Below are 4371 nucleotides of genomic sequence, written 5' to 3' on the forward strand. Positions count from 1 at the left end.
GCGGACCACGCCGCGGGCGGGCCGGCTGGTTGCGGAGGTCCGCCGCGCGGCGGTGGTGGCGGTGGAGGGGGTGGTGCGGGGCGTTGTGGCCGGGGCCGGGGCCGGAGCGGTGGCCGAGGCTGGGGTCGCGCGTGTCCTCGGAGCTGTGCTGGGAGCCCCGGCTGAGGGCATGCTCGGAGCTGTGCTGGGAGCCCCCGCCGAGGGCGTGCTCGCAGTCGCGGCAGGAGCCGTCGTCGAGGTCGAGCACGCGCCCGAGCCGGTGCCGGTGCCCGTGCCCGTGCCCGAGCGTGCGCTCGGAACCGTGTCGGGAGTCGTGCCCGAGGTCGAGCGCGCGCCCGAGCCGGTGCCCGTGCCCGAGCGTGCGCTCGGAACCCTCTCGGAAGCTGTGCCCGAGGCCGTGCCCGAGGCGGCGGGCGTGCTCGGAGTCGTGCCGGGAGGGGCGTCCGGAGCCGGGGTTGCGGTCGCCCCGGGTGCCCTGCCGGCCCCCTGCTCGGGGACGGTTCCTGGCGGGGGGCCCGTACCCGCGCCGGAGACCGCTCCGGGCGGGCGGCCCGCAGTCCCACCGGAGACCGTGCCCGTCTCACCACCTGCCGGCGCGCACCGCGCCGCCCGCCGCGCCCCCGCCTCCGCGAGGTGACGTTCGATCGCGTCGAGCGCGAGCGCCGGCGCTCCCAGCACCAGTTGCGCCGCGCCCTCGGGCAGCGGTTCCGCCGCGTCGAGATGACATCGGGTGCCGACGACGAGCGTGGCCGAGGCCAGCGCGTCCAGGGCCCGCGCGGGAAGGCCTGCGCCCGAACCGGTGCCTATGACGGTTATCACGATGCTCTCCCCAAGCTGCTGATGCCCACCGCGACGCGGCTTCCGCTGATGCTGCCCACTTCGTCGCCGCCGATCACCCCGCCACCGCCGATTACAGCATCACCGCCGCGATAGCCGATCACAGCCCCACTACCGGCGGAGCTCACCGTGCCGGAGATCTCGGCGGGCATGGAATCGGGTCCTCTCACGCGCGGATTCGAAGATCTGGGAAACCTGGCGCCGAACCGGCGTACGGCGTAGGCGCGAACCCCTGACATGCGGGATCAGTGCCGGGTCAGTAAGCAGGAGGTGGCGCGGACCGCGCCGGCGAAGCCGCAGGACGGCGGACAGGAGCGACCCGATGCCGGTGATCATCGCGCTCGGCGCGTTCCTCATGACGCTGTTCGGCGGCTGGGTGGCGCAGCATGTGACGGACCGCAGGCACCTGATCCTCGGCCTGGCCGGCGGCCTGATGCTCGGCGTCGTCGGCCTCGACCTGCTGCCCGAGGCGCTGGCAGCGGCCGGGCACGACGTCTTCGGCGTCCCGGCCGCGCTGCTCTGCTTCGTCCTCGGCTTCCTCGCCGCGCACGCCGCCGAGCGCCTGCTCGCGGTGCGCAAGGCGGCCCACGGCATGGACCCGGAGGAACGGGTGCCGCAGGTCGGCCTCACGGCGGCGAGCGCCATGGTGCTGCACAGCGGCATGGACGGCGTGGCGATCGGCCTCGCGTACCAGATCGACAGCGGGATGGCGGCGGCCGTAGCGGTCGCCGTGATCGCCCATGACTTCGCGGACGGCTTCAACACGTACACGATCACCAGCCTGTACGGGAACGCGCGGCGCAAGGCGCTGGTGATGCTCGGCGCGGACGCGCTGGCCCCGGTGATCGGTGCGGCGTCCACGCTGATCTTCACTCTTCCGGAGCAGTTCCTGGGGATCTACCTGGGCTTCTTCAGCGGCGTGCTGCTGTATCTGGCGACCTCGGACATCCTTCCCGAGGCGCACCACAAGCACCCGGCGCTGAGCACCCTGCTGTGCACCGTGGCCGGTGCGGGGTTCATCTGGCTGGTCGTCGGCCTCGCGGGCTGAGCCGGGAGCGCGGCTCACCGCCGCCCTCCGGGGCCGCCGTCCCGCCGCGCGGGCGCGGGCGTGTTCAGCGTCGAGGTACGGCGGCGGACCGTCCGGCCGGTCGCGCACTTCGTTCACGTCGTGCACCCTCCCACGAACCGGTGGGCCATCTCCGGGGCGGCGGCCCCGTGCACATGGAGATACGAGGCGTGCACGCCGCCCTGTACGAAGCCTTCGACCCGGCGCTCGGGGCGGGTCAGTCCCCATGCCGGCTCGTCGCCCGCGCCCGGCTCGATCGCCGTGCGGTGGAACTCGTGCCCGCGCAGCCGGGTGCCGGCGGTGGCCAGCACGTTGTCGTTGACGGCGACCGCCTCGCGGTAGCCGAGGGTCAGCCGCTCCGACATCCGGGCCTCGGCGGGCAGCACCCCGCACATCGGCTTGCCGTCGAGCGACCGGGCCAGATACAGCAGCCCGGCGCACTCCGCCGAGATCGGCGCCCCGGCCGCCGCCAGCCCGGCGACGGCCCGGCGCAGCGGCTCGTTGGCCGACAGCTCCGGCGCGTACACCTCGGGGAAGCCGCCGCCGATGACCAGCCCCGCCGTGCGCTCGGGGAGTCGCTCGTCGCGCAGCGGATCGAAGGGGACGACCTGCGCGCCGGCGGCCGTCAGCAGCTCGGTGTGCTCCGTGTAGGAGAAGGTGAACGCGGCGCCGGCGGCCAGGGCGATGACGGGCCGGGCGGCGGCCGAGGCGCTCCGACCGTCCCCGCCCGGGACGGGGGCGTGCGGGGCCGTCGCTCCGGGGGCCGTCGCGCCCGGAACCGCCCGCCGCAGTTCGGCCGCCGCGTCCCACGGCTCGGCGGACAACTTGGGTGCGCTGCGAGCCAGCGCCAGCAGCGCGTCGAGGTCGCAGCCCTCACGCACGCGCGCGGCCAGCGCGGCCACCGATTCGACCGCGTCCGCGCGCCGTTCGGCCACCGGCACCAGGCCGAGGTGCCGGGACGGCGCGCCGACCTGGGGCGCGCGTCGCAGGGCGCCGAGCACCGGTACGCCCGCGCCGTCCATCGCCTCCCGCAGCAGCGTCTCGTGCCGGTCCGAGGCGACCTGGTTGAGGATCACCGCGCAGACCCGCACCCCGGTGTCCCAGGACGCGAAGCCGTGCACCAGCGCCGCCACCGAACGCGACTGCGAGGAGGCGTCCACGACGAGCACCACCGGCGCCCGCAGCAGCTTCGCGACATGCGCGGTGGACGCCAGCTCGCCCTGTCCCGCGGCTCCGTCGAAGAGGCCCATCACCCCTTCGACCAGCGCCAGGTCGGCTCCCGCCGCGCCGTGGGCGAAGAGCGGGGCGATCCGCTCGGGGCCGCACATGTACGCGTCGAGATTGCGGCCGGGACGCCCCGTCGCCAGCGCGTGATAGCCGGGGTCGATGTAGTCCGGCCCGACCTTGTGCGGAGAGACGGCGAGCCCGGCCGCGGCGAAGGCGGCCATCAGGCCGGTGGCGACGGTCGTCTTGCCGCTGCCCGAGGCGGGCGCGGCGATGACGAGCCGCGGGATGTCGGCGATCACCACTCGATGCCCCGCTGGCCCTTCTGCCCCGCGTCCATCGGGTGCTTGACCTTGGTCATGTCGGTGACCAGGTCCGCGGCTTCGATCAGCTCAGGGGCCGCGTTACGCCCGGTGATGACGACGTGCTGAGTGCCGGGGCGGTCGCGGAGCACGGACAGCACCTCGTCGGTGTCCACCCAGCCCCACTTCATCGGGTAGGCGAACTCGTCCAGCACGTACAGCCGGTATGTCTCCGCGGCCAGATCGCGCTTGACCTGCTCCCAGCCCTCGCGCGCGGCCTCCTCGCTCGACTCGATGTCGCGCTGGATCCAGGACCAGCCCTCGCCCATCTTGTGCCATGCGACGGTGCCTCCCTCGCCCGAGTCGCCGAGCACGCGCAGCGCACGCTCCTCGCCGACCTTCCACTTCGCGGACTTCACGAACTGAAATACACCGACCGGCCAACTCTGGTTCCACGCCCGCAGCGCCAGCCCGAACGCGGCGGTCGACTTTCCCTTGCCTGTGCCGGTGTGCACGATCAGCAGCGCCCGGTTGCGGCGCTGGCGCGTCGTGAGCCCGTCGGCGGGCACGGTGGTGGGTTGTCCCTGCGGCATCAGGCGGCCCTTCTCGTCGTCTGTACATTCCGTACCAGCGCGGACACGGCGTCCGCGCGCAACTCGTCCAGGGTCACGGCGGTGCCCTGCAGATCGCGGGCGAGCGCGCCCGCCAGGCCGAGCCTGACCGGCCCCGACTCGCAGTCGACGACCACCGAGGCGGTCCCCTGGCTCGCCAGCAGCCGGCCCGCACGCCCGGCGCGCGCGACCGGCTCGGGGCCGCCCGTCGCGCGCCCGTCGGTGACGATGACCAGCAGCGGCCGGCGCGAGGCGTCCCGCATCCGCTCCACCCGCAGGACCTCATGCGCCTTCAACAGCCCGGCTGGAGACGCTGCCGACCGGGGGCCGC

4 protein-coding genes and 2 pseudogenes are annotated in these 4371 nt (G+C 74.5%); 2 read left to right on the forward strand and 4 right to left on the reverse strand.

Features of this window, described 5'->3' with window-relative positions:
• Positions 1-637: pseudogene (locus QMK28_RS15635) on the forward strand (hypothetical protein); the annotation flags it as partial.
• A gap of 178 nt (positions 638-815) precedes the next feature.
• On the opposite strand, the gene QMK28_RS15640 reads toward QMK28_RS15635, so the two are convergent.
• Complete coding sequence (locus tag QMK28_RS15640) at positions 816-989, reverse strand: hypothetical protein (protein ID WP_326438242.1); 174 nt, start codon at positions 987-989, stop codon at positions 816-818.
• A gap of 170 nt (positions 990-1159) precedes the next feature.
• Here QMK28_RS15640 and QMK28_RS15645 point away from each other — a divergent pair, with 170 nt between their 5' ends.
• Positions 1160-1885 carry a ZIP family metal transporter gene (locus QMK28_RS15645; RefSeq protein ID WP_326438244.1) on the forward strand — a complete coding sequence of 242 codons (726 nt, stop codon included), beginning with the start codon at positions 1160-1162 and terminating at the stop codon, positions 1883-1885.
• Between the two features lie 113 nt (positions 1886-1998).
• Here QMK28_RS15645 and QMK28_RS15650 read toward each other — a convergent pair whose 3' ends face one another.
• The 3 genes and pseudogenes from QMK28_RS15650 to QMK28_RS15660 form a co-directional block, all read right to left on the reverse strand.
• On the reverse strand, positions 1999-3426 hold the full coding sequence (locus tag QMK28_RS15650) for a cobyrinate a,c-diamide synthase (protein ID WP_326438360.1): 1428 nt from the start codon (positions 3424-3426) through the stop codon (positions 1999-2001).
• Positions 3426-4022, reverse strand: coding sequence for a cob(I)yrinic acid a,c-diamide adenosyltransferase (gene cobO / locus QMK28_RS15655; protein WP_326438246.1), 597 nt, complete (start codon positions 4020-4022; stop codon positions 3426-3428). Before cobO ends, QMK28_RS15650 begins: the two co-directional genes overlap by 1 nt.
• Positions 4022-4371 (reverse strand): annotated as a pseudogene (locus QMK28_RS15660) (magnesium chelatase); the annotation flags it as partial. The gene cobO and the pseudogene QMK28_RS15660, both read right to left, overlap by 1 nt.

The organism is Streptomyces sp. H27-D2 (assembly GCF_035828615.1).
GTDB lineage: Bacteria > Actinomycetota > Actinomycetes > Streptomycetales > Streptomycetaceae > Streptomyces.